The sequence below is a fragment of the Streptomyces sp. MS191 genome, from assembly GCF_008042125.1.
Classification (GTDB): Bacteria; Actinomycetota; Actinomycetes; order Streptomycetales; family Streptomycetaceae; genus Streptomyces.
Genome location: NZ_RDBI01000066.1, coordinates 191189 through 206263, shown reverse-complemented (window position 1 = coordinate 206263; position 15075 = coordinate 191189). Strand labels below are relative to the sequence as shown.

Below are 15075 nucleotides of genomic sequence, written 5' to 3'. Positions count from 1 at the left end.
CGAGGCCGACGACGGGCGCGCGGCTCACAGGTCGGTGACCGCCATCCCGTACATCGCCGCCCACACCAGCCCGATGACCGCGAGCGGCCGGTCGCGCAGGACGACGTCCTCCGGGGCGCCGGCGGCGCCGCGGTCGGCGAAGACGGCGTAACGCAGCACGGCCAGGATGAAGGCGACCATCGAGAGCTGGCGCCAGGGCAGCAGCGCGCCGTCGGCGACGCCGCCGCTCTCCAGCGCCCACAGGCAATAACCGAGGACCGCGACGCCCGCGGCCAGCTGCCACACGAAGCGCAGGTACCCCGTCGTGTACTGGGTGAGCAGGGCGCGGGTCGCGCCCCGCGCGCCCTCCGGCTGGACGGCCTCGGAGTACCGCTTCGCGGCGACCATGAAGAGCGCGCCGAAGCCGGTGGTGATCAGGAACCAGCGGGACAGCGGGATGCCGAGCGCGACTCCGCCGATCATGGCCCGCATCAGGAATCCGGTGGTGACGACCGCGAGGTCGACCACCAGGACGTGTTTGAGGCGCACGCAGTACGCGACCTGCATGGCGAGGTAGGCGATGAGGAGGACGGCCGTCATGGGGTTGCACAGGACCGCGCTCGCGAGGGCGGCGCCGAGGCCGAGGAGTGTGCCCGCCGTGTAGGCGAGCGGCACGGGCACGAGTCCCGCGGCGACCGGGCGGCGGCGCTTCACGGGGTGGGCGCGGTCCGCCGCGGCGTCGCGGGCGTCGTTGACGAGGTACACGGCGGAGGCGGAGGCCGTGAACAGGGCGAAGACCAGGGCGAGCCGGGTGGCCGAGTGCCAGGACACGAGCTGTCCGGCGGCCGCGGGCGCGGCGACGACGAGGACGTTCTTCACCCACTGGCGGGGGCGCGCGGTCCGCACGAGTCCCCCCACGAGCGCGAACCCGGTCCGTCTCGGCGGCCGTTGCCGCTGCCGCGCGACACCGGGCTTGTCCAGGAGTGCGGTTCCCGCGCGCTCAGCCACGGACGCCGCCCCCGCCGGTGCGGGCGGGCCGGGCGCGCAGCCAGCGGCGGCCGAGGGCGGCGGTGGCCGCGCCCAGGGCGGCGCCCGCCGCGACGTCCGTCGGGTAGTGGACGCCGACGACCAGGCGGGAGAGGCACATCGCCGTCGCCGCCGGGGCGGCGAGCCGGTGGGCCGCCGGGCGCAGGGCGCCGAAGGCGACGGCCGCGGCCACGGCGGAGCTCGCGTGGGAGCTGGGGAAGGAGTGCCGGCCGGCCGTACGGACCAGGGGCGCGAACCGGTCGGCACCGGGCCGCGGCCGGCGCACCACCCGCTTCACGCCCATGCTGGCCAGATGGGCCGCGCCGACGAGGGCCGTGCCGCGCAGCCACCCTGTCCGACGCGCGGGGTCCACGGCGGCGCCGGCCAGTCCGGCCGCGAGCCACACGGCGCCGTGCTCGCCGCCGAAGGACAGCGCGCGGGCGACCGCGGCCACCGACGGCCGTCGCCCGCAGCCGCGCAGCAGGAGCAGCAGCCGCTGCTCCGCGCCGGACCAGTCCCCGTATCGCATGGGTTCGCCTCCCCGGTTCTCGGTCGACCCGGGGCGACTCTGGCCCGGCGGACCGCCGACCGCACGGCAATCTTTCCTGACACTCCTTTAATCACCCATTTCGACGAGCCGAACGGCAATCCCGGCAAAGCAGACAGGTGGGGCGATACGGTCGCCTCCATGGCCGCCGAGACCGACGCCGAGCCCCGTACCGCCGCCGTCGCACCCCCCACCGCCGTCGCGCCCGTCAGCACCCCCGACGAGCCGGACGAACCCCTCACGGGCTGGGGCCGCACCGCGCCGACCCTCGCGCGCGTGCACCGTCCCCGCACGCCCGAGGAGGCCGCCGAGGCGGTCCGCTCCTGCGGCGCCCGCGGCTCCATCGCCCGGGGCCTCGGCCGGGCCTACGGCGACGCCGCGCAGAACGCCGGCGGCTCCGTCCTCGACATGACCGGCCTGGACCGCATCCGCGCCGTGGACGCCGACGCCGGAGTCGTCGTCTGCGACGCCGGCGTGAGCCTGCACCGCCTGATGGAGGTGCTGCTGCCGCTCGGCTGGTTCGTGCCCGTGACGCCGGGCACCCGGTACGTCACCGTCGGCGGCGCGATCGGCGCCGACATCCACGGCAAGAACCACCACGTCTCGGGCTCCTTCGCCCGCCATGTGGCCTCGCTCGACCTCCTCACCGCCGACGGCCGGATCCGCACCGTCCTCCCCGGCACCGACCTCTTCGACGCCACCGCGGGCGGCATGGGCCTGACCGGAGTGATCATCTCCGCCACCCTGCGCCTGCTCCCCGTCGAGACCTCGCACGTCCTGGTCGACACCGAACGCGCCCACGACCTCGACGACCTGCTGGCCCGGCTCACCACCGGCGACCACCGCTACCGCTACTCCGTCGCCTGGATCGACCTGCTCGCCCGCGGCGCCGCGACCGGCCGCTCCGTGCTGACCCGCGGGGACCACGCCCCGTACGACGCGCTCCCCCGCCGGGCCCGCCGCACGCCCCTCGCCTTCCGCCCGGGACGGCTGCCCGCCGCACCCGCGTTCCTGCCCGAGGGGCTCCTCGGGCGCACCACCGTCGGCCTCTTCAACGAGCTCTGGTACCGCCGGGCGCCGCGCCGGCGCACCGGCGAGCTCCAGCGGATCCCCGCCTTCTTCCACCCGCTGGACGGCGTCCCGCACTGGAACCGCGTCTACGGCCGGGGCGGGTTCGTCCAGTACCAGTTCGTGGTCGGGTACGGCCACGAGGAGACCCTGCGCCGGATCGTGCGGCGGATCGCGCGCCGCGGCTGCCCCTCGTTCCTCGCCGTCCTCAAGCGCTTCGGCGAGGGCGACCCCGGCTGGCTGTCCTTCCCGATGCCCGGCTGGACGCTCGCGCTCGACATCCCGGCCGGCATCACCGGGCTCGGCGCGTTCCTCGACGAACTGGACGAGGAGGTGGCGCAGGCCGGCGGCCGGGTCTACCTCGCGAAGGACTCCCGGCTGCGGCCCGACGTGCTGCACGCGATGTACCCGCGGCTCGCCGACTTCCGGGCGCTGCGGGCCGCCCTCGACCCGCGTTCCGTCTTCACCTCGGACCTCGCGCGCCGTCTGGCGCTGTGATCCCGCACCAAGGAGACCCTCCATGAAGGACGCCTTCGGCATCCCGCAGTCCCTGCTCCTCCTCGGCGGCACCTCCGAGATCGGCCTCGCCACCGCCCGCCGGCTGATCACCCGCCGGGTCCGTACGGTCTGGCTGGCCGGGCGCCCCTCCCCCGCGCTCACGGCCGCGGCCGACTCGCTGCGCCGGCTCGGCGCGGAGGTGCACACCGTGCCCTTCGACGCGCTCGACACCGCCTCGCACGCCGAACGGCTCGGGAAGATCTTCACGGAGGGCGACATCGACCTGGTGCTGCTCGCCTTCGGGATCCTCGGCGACCAGGCCCACGACGAGGCCGATCCGGCGGCCGCCGTCCGGGTCGCCCAGACCAACTACACGGGTGCCGTCTCCGCCGGCCTGGTCTGCGCGCAGGCCCTGCAGGCCCAGGGGCACGGCTCGCTGGTGGTGCTCTCGTCGGTGGCCGGCGAACGGGCCCGGCGCGCGAACTTCATCTACGGCTCCTCCAAGGCCGGGCTCGACGCCTTCGCGCAGGGACTCGGGGACGCGATGCACGGGACCGGGGTGCACGTGATGGTCGTACGGCCCGGCTTCGTCCGGTCGAGGATGACCGCGGGGCTCGACGAGGCGCCGCTCGCGACCACCCCGGAGGCGGTCGCGACGGCGATCGAGCTCGGCCTGCGGCGCAGGACGGAGACCGTGTGGGTGCCGGGCACGCTGCGGGTGGTGATGTCCGCGCTGCGGCACGTGCCGAGGACGGTGTTCCGGCGGCTGCCGGTGTGACCCGCGGCCGGGGGCCCGGGCCGGGAGCGGGGCGGTCAGCCCGCCGCGGGCGTCGGGGTGTCGACCGGGGACCCCTGGACCGGGACGCCGGCGACCGGGCGGCCCCGGCCGAACTCGTACGCGTGCAGCTTGCGCCACACCGCGTCCGCGCCCTGCTCGTAGAGCGCGAAGGAGCGGCAGGTCCAGGCCGCCTCGTAGCCGGAGAGCTCCCGGAACGCCCGGTCCATCGCCTCCTCGGAGATGCCGTGGGCGACGGTGACGTGCGGGTGGTACGGGAACTGGAGCTCGCGCACCAGCGGCCCGGCCTCGTCCCGGATCCGCTGCTGCAGCGCGTTGCAGCCGGAGACGCCCTGGGTGAGCTTGACGAAGACCACCGGGGACAGCGGCCGGAACGTTCCGGTGCCGCGCAGCCGCATGGCGAAGGGGGTGCAGTCGGCGGCGACGGCGGCGAGGTGCGCCTCGATCAGCGGGAGGCGCTCCGCGTCCACGGCGGTCGGCGGGACCAGGGTCACGTGCGTGGGGATGCCGTGCGCGGCCGGATCCCCGAAGCCGGCGCGCCGCTCCTGGAGCAGGCTGCCGTAGGGCTCCGGGACCGCGATCGAAACGCCGAGCGTTACGGTCCCCACGTCGTTCTCCTCCGTCGTCGAGCTGCGGGTGTCGGATGGTGGTGCAGCCGCCAGTGTGCGGCCTGCACCACCCCTGTGGCCAGGGTCCTTGGACTCGGCCTTCGACCGGTCCTCGGTCAGTGCTTCGCGGGCAGGAACCCCACCCGCTCGTACGTCTGCGCCAGGGTCTCCGCGGCGACCGCGCGGGCCTTCTCGGCTCCCTTGGCCAGGAGAGAGTCCAGCGTCTCCGGGTCGTCCAGGTATTCCTGGGTCCGGGTCCGGAACGGCGTGACGAAGTCCACCATGACCTCCGCCAGGTCCGTCTTCAGCGCGCCGTACATCTTGCCCTCGTACGACTGTTCCAGCGCGGCGACGGACGTCCCCGTGAGGGTGGACAGGATCGTGAGCAGGTTGGAGACGCCCGGCTTGTTCTCGGGGTCGAAGCGGATGACCGTGTCGGTGTCGGTGACCGCGCTCTTGACCTTCTTGGCCGTGGTCTTCGGGTCGTCGAGCAGGTTGATCAGACCCTTGGGGGTCGACGCCGACTTGCTCATCTTGATCGTCGGGTCCTGCAGGTCGTAGATCTTCGCCGTCTCCTTGAGGATGTACGGCGACGGGATCGTGAACGTCTCGCCGAAGCGGCCGTTGAACCGCTCCGCGAGGTCGCGGGTCAGCTCGATGTGCTGCCGCTGGTCCTCGCCGACCGGCACCTCGTTGGCCTGGTACAGCAGGATGTCGGCGACCTGCAGGATCGGGTACGTGAAGAGGCCGACGGTGGCCCGGTCCGCACCCTGCTTGGCCGACTTGTCCTTGAACTGCGTCATGCGGGACGCCTCGCCGAAGCCCGTGAGGCAGTTCATGACCCAGCCGAGCTGCGCGTGCTCGGGGACGTGGCTCTGGACGAACAGCGTGCAGCGCTCGGGGTCGAGTCCGGCGGCGAGCAGCTGGGCGGCGGCGAGCCGGGTGTTCGCCCGCAGCTCCGCGGGGTCCTGCGGAACCGTGATCGCGTGCAGGTCGACGACCATGTAGAAGGCGTCGTGGGTCTCCTGGAGGGCGACCCACTGGCGGACGGCGCCGAGGTAGTTGCCGAGGTGGAACGAGCCTGCGGTGGGCTGGATTCCGGAGAGCACACGGGGACTGTCAGAGGCCATGCTCATCATTCTCTCAGGTGTGGGAGCCGATCCCGGACTGCCGGTCCACCGGAGGCGCGAGGACTCCGGAGACGTGGTGCGGCGGCGTTCTCCGGGGTCCTCGGCCCGCCCGGCCGCGGACGGCCCCCGGCCGTGACGGCCGGGGGCCGCTATCGATGAGACGAGGAACACATCGCCCCCGCCTCGTCCCCGCCGGGGACGAGGCCGGCGGGGACCTCCGGGACAGGACCTAGACCGGCAGGCCCGGCGCGGGGAAGGCCGCCATCAGCTCGGCGACCTCGGCCCGGACCGCGCGGAGGGTGTCCTCGTCTCCGGCGCCCGCCGCCTTGACGGCCCGGTCGATCCAGTCGGCGACCTGGGCCATGTGCGCGGTGCCCAGACCGCGGGAGGTGAGCGACGGCGTGCCGATCCGGATGCCGGAGGGGTCGAAGGGCTTCCGGGTGTCGTAGGGGACGGTGTTGTGGTTGACGACGATCCCGGCCCGGTCCAGGGCCTTGGCGGCGATCTTGCCCGGGACGTCATTCGCCGTGAGGTCGATCAGGATCAGGTGGTTGTCGGTGCCGCCGGAGACCAGGTCGAAGCCGCGGACGACGAGCTCCTCGGCCAGGGCCCGGGCGTTGGCGACGACCGCGTGGGCGTAGTCGCGGAAGGACGGCCCGCCCGCCTCGCGCAGGGCGACGGCGATCGCGGCGGTGGTCTGGTTGTGCGGGCCGCCCTGGAGACCGGGGAAGACGGCCTTGTCGAGGGCCTTGGCGTGCTCGCCGCGGGACATCAGCATGGCGCCGCGCGGCCCGCGCAGGGTCTTGTGGGTGGTCGTGGAGACGACGTCCACGTGCGGTACCGGGGACGGATGGGCGCCGCCGGCGACGAGGCCGGCGATGTGGGCGATGTCGGCCACGAGCACGGCCCCGGCCTCGCGGGCGATCTCGCCGAATGCGGCGAAGTCGATCGTGCGGGGCAGCGCCGTGCCCCCGCAGAAGATCACCTTCGGGCGTTCCCTCAGGGCGAGTTCGCGGACCTGGTCGAGGTCGACCAGCCCGGTGTCCCGACGGACGCCGTACTGCACGCCGCGGAACCACCGGCCGGTCACCGAGACGCCCCAGCCGTGCGTGAGGTGGCCGCCCATCGGCAGGGCCATGCCCATGACGGTGTCGCCGGGCTCGGCGAAGGCGAGGTGGACGGCCAGGTTGGCCGGGGAGCCCGAGTAGGGCTGGACGTTGGCGTGCTCCACGCCGAAGACGGCCTTGGCGCGCTCGACGGCGAGGGCCTCGACCAGGTCGATGTTCTGCTGGCCCTCGTAGTAGCGGCGGCCGGGGTAGCCCTCGCTGTACTTGTTCTGCAGGACGGTGCCCGAGGCTTCGAGCACCGCCGGCGAGACGTAGTTCTCACTGGGGATCAGACGCAGGGTCTCGGCCTGCAGCCGCTCCTCGGCGCCGACGAGCGCGGCGAGTTCGGGGTCGGCGGCGGCCAGGGCCGGGTGGCGGACGGGAAGCTGCTCGGCGTACGGGATCGTCACGGCGGTTCCTCCGGGCGTTCGGCGGGTCCCGGGCGCGGCCCCGCGACGGGGCGCACGACACGGGACGGATCGGGTCCCGTGCTGTGGTCGAGGGCCCACCCGCCGAAGAGGCGGGAGGCGGACGGCATCACACGGGGACTTGTCGGTCCCGTGATGCCCAGGCGGGCGGCATCGCGTGTTCTGCCGCGCGCGGCTCCCCCGGGGTCGCTTCCCCGTACGCCAGTCACCGCGTGTGTTCCCAGACTAAGGGCTGTCCCGCGATCGGCGAGGTTTCCTCGTCCGGCATCCGAGCGACGATAAGAAAGGGGCGCCACACCCGCCCCAGGCCGCAGGACGAACGGAGACCCCGTGTCGAGGACGCAAGACGCGATCGCTTCCGCGGAGGCGCACAGCGCTCACAACTACCACCCCCTGCCCGTCGTCGTCGCCTCGGCGGACGGCGCCTGGATGACGGATGTCGAGGGCCGCCGCTACCTCGACATGCTCGCCGGGTACTCGGCCCTCAACTTCGGGCACGGCAACCGGCGGCTGATCGACGCCGCGCGGGCACAACTGGAGCGGGTGACGCTCACGTCGCGGGCGTTCCACCACGACCGCTTCGCGGAGTTCTGCGCGCGCCTCGCGGAGCTGTGCGGCAAGGAGGCCGTGCTGCCGATGAACACGGGCGCGGAGGCGGTCGAGACCGCCGTGAAGACCGCCCGGAAGTGGGGGTACGAGGTGAAGGGCGTGCCGGACGGGCACGCGAAGATCGTGGTGGCGGCGAACAACTTCCACGGCCGTACGACGACGATCGTCAGCTTCTCCACGGACCACGAGGCACGGGACCACTTCGGTCCGTACACCCCGGGGTTCGAGATCGTCCCGTACGGCGACGCGACCGCGCTGGAGGCGGCGGTCACGGAGAACACGGTGGCGGTGCTCCTGGAGCCGATCCAGGGCGAGGCCGGGGTGCTGGTGCCGCCCGCCGGGTACCTGCGCGAGGTGCGGGAGCTGACCCGCGCGCGGAACGTGCTGTTCATGGCGGACGAGATCCAGTCGGGCCTGGGCCGGACCGGGAGGACCTTCGCGTGCGAGCACGAGGGCGTGGTGCCGGACGTGTACATCCTGGGCAAGGCGCTGGGCGGTGGTGTCGTCCCCGTCTCGGCGGTGGTGGCGGACCGCGACGTGCTCGGGGTGTTCCGGCCCGGTGAGCACGGTTCGACCTTCGGCGGGAACCCGCTCGCCTGCGCGGTGGCCCTGGAGGTGATCGCGATGCTGCGGTCCGGCGAGTACCAGCAGCGCGCGACGGAGCTGGGCGAGCACCTGCACGCCGAGCTGGGTCTGCTGGTGGGCGGCGGTGCCGTGGAGGCCGTCCGCGGGCGCGGGCTGTGGGCGGGCGTGGACATCACGCCGTCCCGGGGCACGGGCCGGGAGATCTCGGAGAAGCTGATGGAGCGCGGTGTCCTGGTGAAGGACACGCACGGGTCGACGATCCGGATCGCTCCCCCGCTGGTGATCACCAAGGAGGACCTGGACTGGGGCCTGGAGCAGCTGCGGGCGGTGCTCTCGGCCTGATCCCGTCCGGCGGCGTCGGCGCCGGCCCGCCACCGGGCCGCGCCGACGCCGTCAGAGGATGACGTGGGGCAGGAAGCGGGCGTACTCGTCGGTGATCAGGCCGGCCGACTCGCGGATGCCGAGCCCCGCCGCCTCGTCCTCGACGACCCACGCGCCGAGCACCACCCGGTTGCCGTCGAAGTCGGGCAGCGGGGCCAGCTCCTGGTAGCAGGACGGCTCCTCGCGCACCGGGGCGGGAGCGCCCGGCTCGTGGACCGTGACCCCGGCGCCCTCGCGGCCCAGCAGCGGCTTGGCCACGTAGCCGGCGCCCGACGCCAGCTCGCGCGGGCCGTCGAGGTAGGCGGGCAGCAGGTTCGGGTGCCCCGGGTAGAGCTCCCACAGGACGGCGAGCAGCGCCTTGTTGGACAGCAGCATCTTCCAGGCGGGTTCGATCCAGCAGGTCGTGCCGGTGCCGCCGCCGTTGTCGAGGGTGTCCAGCACGTGCGGGCCGAAGCGGTCGGTGGTCAGCCACTCCCACGGGTAGAGCTTGAAGCAGCTCCGGATGAAGCGGAGCCGGTCGTCGACGAACCGGCCCGACAGCCGGTCCCAGCCGATCCGTTCGACGGACAGCGCCTCGGTGTCGAGCCCGGCCTGCTGGGCGGTCTCGCGCAGGTACGCGACCGTCATCAGGTCCTCGCCGAGCTCGTCCCCGTCCGAGTGGACGAAGTGGACCGGGCTGCCCGGCGGCAGCAGCCGCGCCTGCCGGCGCCAGGCCTCGACCAGCCGCTCGTGGAGGGAGTTCCACTGGTCGGCACCGGGGAACCGGTCCTCCATCCAGAACCACTGCGGGCTCGCGGCCTCGACGAGGGAGGTGGGCGTGTCGGCGTTGTACTCCAGCATCTTCGCCGGCCCCGTGCCGTCGTAGCGCAGGTCGAAGCGGCCGTAGAGGGTGGGGAGTTCGGCCCTGCGCCGCCAGGACTCGGCGACGAGGGAGGCGAGCCGCGGGTCGGTGAGGCCGAGATCGGTGAAACGATCCTTCGCCACGATGTGGGCGGCGGCCTCCAGGCACATGGCGTGCAGCTCCTCGACCACCTCCTCCAGGGCCTCCACCTCGGGCAGCGTGAAGGAGTAGTACGCGCTCTCGTCCCAGTACGGGCGCAGCGAACCGTCGGGGTGGCGGGTCAGGGGGTAGACGAGTCCCTGCTCCTCGACGGTCTGCTGCCAGCCGGGCCGGGGGTCGATGGTGTGCCGTCGCATGGCGTGATCAGCCGCCGCCCGAGCCCGAGCAGCCGAAGCCACCGGTGTCCACGGCGGACTTGTCGAAACTGCCGCCGCTGAGCCGGCCGTCGCGCACCGTGCCGCCGTAGTAGTACGAGCCCCGTGCGGTGGTGCTGCTGCCGCCGGTGCCGCTGTCGCACTCGTAGCTCGGCAGCTTCTCGCGGGTCAGCGGGTCCACGCACCGCTTGTCCGGCTCGGAGCCGCACGCCGTGATCGTCGCCGCGAGCACACCCATCCCGCCGAGTATCACCGTGCTCGACCTCAGTCTGCGCATCTGCGCCGCCCTCCCCGATCTCCCGGTCGCCTGGTGCGACCGCACAGTGTAGGCCGGTCCTTTTCGGCCGTCGCACGAGGTCCCGCGCGGGGAGCTCCGAGGATCGGTCCGCGGCGTCGGACGCGGCACGCCGCAAGGAGCTCCCGGACAGGACCTAGAGTCGATTCGTGCTCTTCGGGATGCTTTGCGCGCTCGGTTCGGCCCTCTGCTTCGGCACGGCCTCGGTCCTGCAGGCGCTCGCCGCGCGGGCGACGGCGCCCGGCTCGGGCAGCGGCGTCGATGTCGCCCTGCTGTGGCGGGCGGTGCGGCAGTGGCGCTACGCGGCGGGCCTCGCCCTGGACGGCCTGGGCTTCGTCCTCCAGGTGGTCGCGCTGCGCACGCTGCCGATCTACACGGTGGGCGCGGCGCTCGCGTCGAGTCTCGCGGTCACCGCCGTGGTCGCCTCACGGCTCCTCGCTGTCCGGCTGAGCCGGGTGGAGTGGACGGCGGTGGCGGTGGTCTGCGGGGGACTGGCGACGCTGGCGCTCGCCTCGGGCCGGGAGGGCGACGAGGGCGGCCCTCCGGCGCTCGGCTGGGCGATGCTCGGCACCGCGTGCGCGGTGCTCGCGCTGGGTGCGGCCGTCGGCCGGCTGCCCGACCGCTCGCGGGCCCTGGCGCTGGGGCTGGGCTCGGGGTTCGGGTTCGGCGTGGTGGAGGTGTCGGTCCGGCTGATCGACGGCGTGGACTTCGCGAACCCCGCCCTCTACGCGCTGCTCGTCGGGGGCGGGGCGGGCTTCCTGCTGCTGACCTCGGCGCTGCAACGCGGCTCGGTGACGACCGCGACCGCGGGCATGGTCGTCGGGGAGACCGTCGGACCCGCCCTGGTGGGGGTGGTCTGGCTGGGCGACCGCACCCGCGAGGGGCTGGGCTGGCTCGCGGTGCTCGGCTTCACGGTGGCCGTCGCCGGTGCGCTGGCGCTGGCCCGTTTCGGCGAGGCACCCGCTCCCGCGGAGGCCGGGGCGGAGGCGGCGGGCCAGGCGCCGCCACCGGATCCCGCGGCCTGACCCCGGTCCGTCCCCGGGCGGGCGCCCGGGGGTGACGGGACGGCCTTCAGGGCAGCACCCGGCACAGGGCCCGCAGGGCCCCGTTCCATCCGCTGTCCGGCGGAGTCGCGTAGCCGACGACCAGACCGTCGAGCGTCGGCGGCACCTCGGGGTGGCGGAAGCGGTTCAGGCCCAGCAGGGCGAGTCCCTGCCAGGCCGCCGAGCGCAGCACCTCGGGTTCCGTGCCCGGCGGAAGCTCCAGCACCGCGTGGAGCCCGGCCGCGATCCCGCTCACCCGGGTCTGCGGGGAGTGGGCGGCGACGGCCTCCACCAACTGGTCGCGCCGTCTCCGGTAGCGCAGCCGCATGGCCCGCACATGGCGGTCGTACGCCCCCGAGGCCAGGAACTCCGCGAAGGTCAGCTGGTCGAGGGCGCTGGACACCCAGTCCACCGTGCCCTTGGCCGCCGTCACCTCGTCCACCAGGTCCTCCGGCAGCACCATCCACGCCAGCCGCAGCCCGGGCGCCAGCGACTTGCTCGACGTGCCCAGGTACACCACCCGTTCGGGGTCGAGTCCCTGGAGCGCGCCGACGGGCTGGCGGTCGTAGCGGAACTCGCCGTCGTAGTCGTCCTCCAGGACCAGACCGCCCGACGCCCGCGCCCAGTAGACGACGGCCGCACGCCGGTCGGGCGGCAGCGCGCCGCCGAGCGGGAACTGGTGGGCGGCGGTCAGCAGAACGGCGCCCACGCCCCGCAGGTCCTCCAGGGCCTCGGTCCGGGTGCCCCGGACGTCCAGCGGCAGCGCCGGCAGTCGCAGTCCCGCGCGCGTCAGCAGGTCCCAGTGCACGTCGAGCCCGTACGACTCGACCGCCACCTCCCGCGCCCGGCGCGCCCGCAGCACCTGTCCCATCAGCATCAGCCCGTGCACGAACCCGGAGCAGATCACGATCCGTTCCGGACGCGCGTACACGCCCCGCGCCCGGGCCAGGTACTCCGCGAGTGCGGTGCGCAGCTCGATCCGGCCGCGCGGGTCGCCGTACCCGAAGGCCTCGTGCGGAGCGGCCGTCAGCGCCCGCCGGGACGCCTTGAGCCACTCGGCGCGCGGGAAGGACGCGAGGTCGGGCACGCCCGCCTTCAGGCTGTACGTCGGCCGACCGGAGGCCGGACGGGCCGGGGCGGCGCCCCTGGGCGCGGGCCCGCGGCGCGGGGCGGCCCGGCGGGCGACGCGGGTGCCCGAGCCCTGGCGCGCCGTCAGCCAGCCCTCGGCGACCAGTTCGGCGTACGCGTCGGCGACGGTGTTGCGGGCCACCCCCAGGTCCGCGGCGAGCGAGCGCGAGGACGGCAGCCGTGCGCCGGCTTCCAGGCGCCCGCTGCGCACCGCCTCGCGCAGGGCGTCCATCAGCCCCGTACGCAGCTTCGCGCCGCGGAGTTCGAGGTGGAGGTCGGCGCCGAAAGTGGCCCAGTCGTTCGCCATGGAAATGGACCATACTCCCTGGCCACCCGGACCGTACGGTGAAACCATGACGACGACGACGAACGCCCCGGCCGCCACGGACCCGCATCCGACCGGCGACGACGCGACGACCGGGTACGCGCACGAGCACGCGCCCCGGCTCCCCTTCGCGGAGCGGCTCCCCGAGTTCTACCGGGCCATGCTCCGGCTGGAGACGGCCGCCGCCCAGGGCGTCGACCCGACCCTCTACCACCTGATCAAGATCCGCGCCTCGCAGGTCAACCACTGCGCCTTCTGCATCGACATGCACACCAAGGACGCGCTCGCGGAGGGCGAGTCGGTCGAGCGGATCGTCCAGCTCTCCGCCTGGGAGGAGTCCCGGCACTTCTACACCGAGCGGGAGCTCGCCGCCCTGGCGCTGACCGAGGCGGTCACCGTCCTCACCGACGGCTTCGTCCCGGACGCGGTGTACGCCCGGGCCGCCGCCGTCTTCGACGAGACCGAACTGGCCCGCGTCATCGCCGCGATCACCGTCATCAACGCCTGGAACCGGATCGCCGTCTCCACCCGCATGACGCCCGGTCACTACACCCCGGGGATGTACAAGCAGTGACCGCCGGGGCGCTCCGCGCGCTGCACCGCGACCGGGCCGAGGGCGATCCGCTGGTCGTGCCGGGCCCCTGGGACGCGGCCTCGGCGCGGGTGTTCGAGGAGGCCGGCTTCGCCACGCTCGCGACACCGAGCGCGGGAATCGCCGCCGCCCTCGGGTACGCGGACGGGCAGACCCCGCCCGGGGAGATGTTCGCCGCCGTGGCCAGGATCGTGCGGGCCGTCTCGGTCCCGGTCTCCGCGGACCTGGAGGACGGCTACGGCCTGTCGCCGCGGGAACTGGTGGCACGCGTCCTGGAGACCGGCGCGGTGGGCGTCAACCTGGAGGACTCCGACCGGTCCGGCGGGCTCGGGGACCCGCGGGCGCAGGCCGACCGGCTCGCGCAGGTGCGGGAGGCCGCGGGCGGGGAACTCTTCGTCAACGCGCGCACGGACACCTACGTCGCCGCGTCCGCGCCCGGGGACCCGGCCGCCGCGGCGATCGAGCGCGGCCGGCTCTACGCGGCGGCCGGGGCGGACTGCGTCTATCCGATCGCCGCCCCGGCGTCGGATCTGCCCCGGCTGAGCGCGGGGATCGGCGCACCGCTCAACTTCCTGTCCCGGCCCGGCGGTCCGTCCGCCGCCGAGGCCGGACGGCTCGGCGCGACCCGGATCACCTTCGGCCACGGCCTCCTGCTGCGCACCCTGCACGGCGTCGCGGACCTGGCCCGGGAGCTGAGGACGGCCTGAGGCGGGCGGCCCGGGTCCCGGGCCGCCCGGAGCCCGCGCGTCCGGGGCCGCCCCGGACGCGGGGACGGCCCCGGGCCCGAGTCAGGCGGCGGGCGGCCCGGGCCGGAAGAAGTCCAGCGCGATGCGCAGGGTCTCCCTCTGCTGGGGCCAGTCGGCCACCGGGCCGGCGACCAGGATCGCGTACTGGCGGCCGTCCGTGGCCGTGAAGGCCCGGTCGACGACCTGCCGGCGTCCGCCCTCCCGGTCGTAGGCGTACACCAGCTCGGCGGCGTCGGCCGGAGCGCCGGCCTCGCCGGAGACCCGGCCGAGGCTGATCTCGCGGTAGCCCGGGTTCTTCCCGGCCAGGTCCCGGGACGCCTGCTGCAGCGCCGTGTACGGCGCCACGTCGGCCCCTTCGAGCAGGAAGATCTGCACCAGGCTCGCGTCGTCGGGCGAGTGGTAGAAGATCCCGCCGGCGCCCTCGTCGGTCCGGGTCCAGTCCACCGGGACGGCGATGGTGAAGCCCTTGGCGTCCTCGACGGCGTGGTAGCCCGGCGGGGGCAGGTCGTCCATCGGGGCGTCGGAGGCCGAGGGTGAGCCCGACGACGGGCCGGTGTCCGTCGGGGAGCCGGGCTCCGCAGGGGCGTCGGAGGCCGACGCCGGGTCCGTCGCGGTCACCGTGGCACCCGGTGCGCCGCCCTGCGCGCCACGCCCCTCGTCACCGCCGCCCCAGACCAGCCAGCCGCCGACGGAGCCCGCCGCCAGTACGGCCACGAAGACGCCCGCCACCAGCACGTTGCGCGAACGGGGGGCGGCGGGCCCCGGGTCGTAGGGCGGCGGTCCGGGGGCGTACCCCGGCGGCGGCGGGACGAGCGGGCCGCCGCCGGGCAGGCCGGTTCCGCCGCCCGGAACCGGCGCGACGGGGCCGGGCAGACCGGTTCCGCCGCCGGGGGCCGCCGTGCCGCCCGGAACCGTCTCCCAGCTCTGCGTCTCGTCGTTCCAGCGGGCCCTGCCCCCGTCACCGCTCACG

At 74.5% G+C, this 15075-nt stretch carries 15 protein-coding genes and 1 riboswitch; of the genes, 6 read left to right on the top strand and 9 right to left on the bottom strand.

The features are described 5' to 3' along the window. Positions 1–24: 24 nt before the first annotated feature. A complete protein-coding gene (locus EAO71_RS29505; RefSeq protein ID WP_399754667.1) occupies positions 25–960 on the bottom strand; it encodes a decaprenyl-phosphate phosphoribosyltransferase in 936 nt (311 codons plus the stop codon). 19 nt (positions 961–979) lie between these two features. Next, entirely contained in the window at positions 980–1534 is a 555-nt protein-coding gene (locus tag EAO71_RS29500; RefSeq protein WP_147980849.1) for a phosphatase PAP2 family protein, read from the bottom strand. A 159-nt stretch (positions 1535–1693) separates the two neighbouring features. On the opposite strand from EAO71_RS29500, the gene EAO71_RS29495 reads away from it, so the two are divergent. Next, entirely contained in the window at positions 1694–3118 is a 1425-nt protein-coding gene (locus EAO71_RS29495) for an FAD-binding oxidoreductase (RefSeq protein ID WP_147980848.1), read from the top strand. A gap of 22 nt (positions 3119–3140) precedes the next feature. Beyond that, a complete protein-coding gene (locus EAO71_RS29490) occupies positions 3141–3896 on the top strand; it encodes a decaprenylphospho-beta-D-erythro-pentofuranosid-2-ulose 2-reductase (RefSeq protein WP_147980847.1) in 756 nt (251 codons plus the stop codon). Positions 3897–3931: 35 nt separating this feature from the next. On the opposite strand, the gene EAO71_RS29485 is transcribed toward EAO71_RS29490, so the two are convergent. From EAO71_RS29485 to EAO71_RS29475, 3 genes are all read right to left on the bottom strand, one after another. Then, positions 3932–4522, bottom strand: a complete 591-nt coding sequence (locus EAO71_RS29485) for a 2'-5' RNA ligase family protein (protein WP_147980846.1) — start codon at positions 4520–4522, stop codon at positions 3932–3934. 116 nt (positions 4523–4638) lie between these two features. Next, positions 4639–5652: a tryptophan--tRNA ligase gene (trpS, locus tag EAO71_RS29480; RefSeq protein ID WP_147980845.1), complete on the bottom strand. Its 1014-nt coding sequence runs from the start codon at positions 5650–5652 to the stop codon at positions 4639–4641. Between the two features lie 229 nt (positions 5653–5881). Continuing rightward, the gene (locus EAO71_RS29475; protein WP_147980844.1) at positions 5882–7168 is read right to left on the bottom strand and encodes a serine hydroxymethyltransferase; all 1287 of its coding nucleotides are present in this window, start codon (positions 7166–7168) and stop codon (positions 5882–5884) included. 148 nt (positions 7169–7316) lie between these two features. Then, positions 7317–7405, bottom strand: a riboswitch (ZMP/ZTP riboswitch). Between the two features lie 111 nt (positions 7406–7516). Between EAO71_RS29475 and rocD the strand changes: the two genes are divergently transcribed. Continuing rightward, positions 7517–8722 carry an ornithine--oxo-acid transaminase gene (gene rocD / locus EAO71_RS29470; RefSeq protein ID WP_147980843.1) on the top strand — a complete coding sequence of 402 codons (1206 nt, stop codon included), beginning with the start codon at positions 7517–7519 and terminating at the stop codon, positions 8720–8722. 51 nt (positions 8723–8773) lie between these two features. On the opposite strand, the gene EAO71_RS29465 is transcribed toward rocD, so the two are convergent. Both EAO71_RS29465 and EAO71_RS29460 read right to left on the bottom strand, forming a co-directional pair. Continuing rightward, a complete protein-coding gene (locus EAO71_RS29465; RefSeq protein WP_147980842.1) occupies positions 8774–9958 on the bottom strand; it encodes a glutathionylspermidine synthase family protein in 1185 nt (394 codons plus the stop codon). A 7-nt stretch (positions 9959–9965) separates the two neighbouring features. Beyond that, positions 9966–10253, bottom strand: a complete 288-nt coding sequence (locus tag EAO71_RS29460; RefSeq protein ID WP_147980841.1) for a hypothetical protein — start codon at positions 10251–10253, stop codon at positions 9966–9968. A gap of 179 nt (positions 10254–10432) precedes the next feature. On the opposite strand from EAO71_RS29460, the gene EAO71_RS29455 reads away from it, so the two are divergent. Further along, on the top strand, positions 10433–11296 hold the full coding sequence (locus EAO71_RS29455) for a DMT family protein (protein ID WP_147981323.1): 864 nt from the start codon (positions 10433–10435) through the stop codon (positions 11294–11296). Between the two features lie 46 nt (positions 11297–11342). On the opposite strand, the gene pdxR is transcribed toward EAO71_RS29455, so the two are convergent. Further along, positions 11343–12749, bottom strand: coding sequence for a MocR-like pyridoxine biosynthesis transcription factor PdxR (pdxR, locus tag EAO71_RS29450; RefSeq protein ID WP_147980840.1), 1407 nt, complete (start codon positions 12747–12749; stop codon positions 11343–11345). A gap of 46 nt (positions 12750–12795) precedes the next feature. Here pdxR and EAO71_RS29445 point away from each other — a divergent pair, with 46 nt between their 5' ends. Next, positions 12796–13341 carry a carboxymuconolactone decarboxylase family protein gene (locus EAO71_RS29445; RefSeq protein WP_147980839.1) on the top strand — a complete coding sequence of 182 codons (546 nt, stop codon included), beginning with the start codon at positions 12796–12798 and terminating at the stop codon, positions 13339–13341. Then, positions 13338–14066 (top strand): isocitrate lyase/PEP mutase family protein, encoded by a 729-nt coding sequence (locus EAO71_RS29440; protein WP_147980838.1) that lies wholly within the window; start codon positions 13338–13340, stop codon positions 14064–14066. The genes EAO71_RS29445 and EAO71_RS29440 overlap by 4 nt, the downstream gene beginning before the upstream one ends. Before the next feature lie 81 nt (positions 14067–14147). Here EAO71_RS29440 and EAO71_RS29435 read toward each other — a convergent pair whose 3' ends face one another. Beyond that, on the bottom strand, positions 14148–15074 hold the full coding sequence (locus tag EAO71_RS29435) for a serine/arginine repetitive matrix protein 2 (RefSeq protein WP_147980837.1): 927 nt from the start codon (positions 15072–15074) through the stop codon (positions 14148–14150). Position 15075 lies beyond the last annotated feature (1 nt).

What these genes read in the sequence shown, in the direction of transcription:
- EAO71_RS29500 (WP_147980849.1), bottom strand. Translation starts at nt 1,534, where the DNA reads ATGCGATACGGGGACTGGTCCGGCGCGGAGCAGCGGCTGCTGCTCCTG.
- pdxR (WP_147980840.1), bottom strand. Translation starts at nt 12,749, where the DNA reads ATGGCGAACGACTGGGCCACTTTCGGCGCCGACCTCCACCTCGAACTC.
- EAO71_RS29460 (WP_147980841.1), bottom strand. Translation starts at nt 10,253, where the DNA reads ATGCGCAGACTGAGGTCGAGCACGGTGATACTCGGCGGGATGGGTGTG.
- EAO71_RS29490 (WP_147980847.1), top strand. Translation starts at nt 3,141, where the DNA reads ATGAAGGACGCCTTCGGCATCCCGCAGTCCCTGCTCCTCCTCGGCGGC.
- trpS (WP_147980845.1), bottom strand. Translation starts at nt 5,652, where the DNA reads ATGGCCTCTGACAGTCCCCGTGTGCTCTCCGGAATCCAGCCCACCGCA.
- EAO71_RS29455 (WP_147981323.1), top strand. Translation starts at nt 10,433, where the DNA reads ATGCTTTGCGCGCTCGGTTCGGCCCTCTGCTTCGGCACGGCCTCGGTC.
- EAO71_RS29465 (WP_147980842.1), bottom strand. Translation starts at nt 9,958, where the DNA reads ATGCGACGGCACACCATCGACCCCCGGCCCGGCTGGCAGCAGACCGTC.
- EAO71_RS29445 (WP_147980839.1), top strand. Translation starts at nt 12,796, where the DNA reads ATGACGACGACGACGAACGCCCCGGCCGCCACGGACCCGCATCCGACC.
- EAO71_RS29495 (WP_147980848.1), top strand. Translation starts at nt 1,694, where the DNA reads ATGGCCGCCGAGACCGACGCCGAGCCCCGTACCGCCGCCGTCGCACCC.